Origin of the sequence: Bacillus sp. JJ1474 (assembly GCF_036965225.1) — a bacterium.
GTDB lineage: Bacteria > Bacillota > Bacilli > Bacillales > Cytobacillaceae > Cytobacillus.
Window position 1 is genome coordinate 1 of sequence record NZ_JBALPC010000347.1, and the last position, 1,377, is coordinate 1,377.

Here is a 1,377-nt window from a genome sequence, read left to right on the forward strand (position 1 = left end):
GAAGTAATTAATATAGCTGATAAGGGGTGTGAGGTAACTTGTTTTATGATAGTTTTGGTTCAGTTATTTATGCTTTATTAATTTGGTGGGGAGCGTTTCTCTTATTTCAAAGAATAAATAATCGCTACCTAAAAGGTAACACTTGGAAAAAGGACATCATCTTAACATTTATCCAAAGTGTAGTAGTTACCTTAATTTTATCACCTTTATTAGCTATTTTACTTATAAACTAAATTAAATATCAAATAAAGTAATAGGTGTTAGATTTAAAATGGTGAATGTTTTAATGTTCCCTGTTTACTGGAGGGGTTTTATGGGAGAAAATCCATCATTTATTTGTCTAATACTTGTCTTTTTTCATTGGATATTAAGAATAATCATAACTGGAAATATTAAAGTAGAACTTCCAGAGGATGCTAAAGATTTTGACCCATACGGGATTACCTACCTCCTAACTTTACTCTTAATAACGGTATTCTAGAGGAAGGTTCTGGGACTTTGTCTATTCAATTTTAGGCTAGTACTATTAAATAAAAAATACCAAACAAAATAAGCATTTTGTTTACAGGGCAAGGCATGCGTTTTGGTATGATTTGGATTTTTTGGACCCTGCCCTGTAGAGCTCAATATAGGGGTTAAATTTAGCTCATAGTTTAAATTACCCACAATTTGTAAATTGAATACAACTTTTTTTGGATATGTCCTGTTGAAATTAAAAGGACCTTAAATGTTTTAAATCACAATAAGATTTACAATAAAATGCTTAATCTTTTATTTCCTATCGTTTCTTCTTAAGCCCAAAAGACCGGCTAAACCAATTAAGCCAATCCAACCCCAATCCATATCGTCATCGTCATCAGCGTTAATATCATTGTTATTGCCGTTTTGAGCAACATGCATGACTTTGTTACCTTCTTTTTGGTTGTAGAAGTCTGTGGTTAGGTTTTGAGCATTTCCTATTGAAGTCCCAAAAAGAATAGAAGTAAATAATAGGGCAAAAGTTGAACTTAGAATTTTTTTTAACACCAGTTTTTTCCTCCATTCATAGGTATAAATTTAAAGTTTGCATTTTTAACAATAATTATGCAGGAATAAACATTTTTAATGATTCATGTCACTTGTTCCAGGACTATGTTCGTTAGGCATTTCCGGCATTAATGGAACCGGATAACCTTTTGGAGGTTCTGTAACTGAAAGATCTCCTCCATTCCGACTGGGTGTTTGACCTTGAAAAATCTCACTTATTCTTGTCTCATCCAATTTAAAGTTAAACTGAGTATTGTGAAATCCCATTTCAACATATTTTCTACATTCAGGATATTTATTTATATCGTAATTTGGGCAGAATATAATTTCTTCTCCCCTTATACTAAGTAA

Annotated in this window: 2 protein-coding genes and 1 pseudogene; 1 reads left to right on the plus strand and 2 read right to left on the minus strand. The window is 31.7% G+C overall.

Going from position 1 to position 1,377, the window contains the following annotated elements; genetic code table 11:
• Positions 1-313: 313 nt before the first annotated feature.
• Positions 314-481, plus strand: a complete 168-nt coding sequence (locus V7164_RS25590; RefSeq protein ID WP_335346214.1) for a hypothetical protein — start codon at positions 314-316, stop codon at positions 479-481.
• A gap of 290 nt (positions 482-771) precedes the next feature.
• On the opposite strand, the gene V7164_RS25595 is transcribed toward V7164_RS25590, so the two are convergent.
• Positions 772-1,026: a WGxxGxxG family protein gene (locus tag V7164_RS25595; RefSeq protein ID WP_335346213.1), complete on the minus strand. Its 255-nt coding sequence runs from the start codon at positions 1,024-1,026 to the stop codon at positions 772-774.
• A 75-nt stretch (positions 1,027-1,101) separates the two neighbouring features.
• Positions 1,102-1,377, minus strand: a pseudogene (locus V7164_RS25600) (manganese catalase family protein); the annotation flags it as partial.

What these genes read in the sequence shown, in the direction of transcription:
- V7164_RS25590 (WP_335346214.1), top strand. Translation starts at nt 314, where the DNA reads ATGGGAGAAAATCCATCATTTATTTGTCTAATACTTGTCTTTTTTCAT.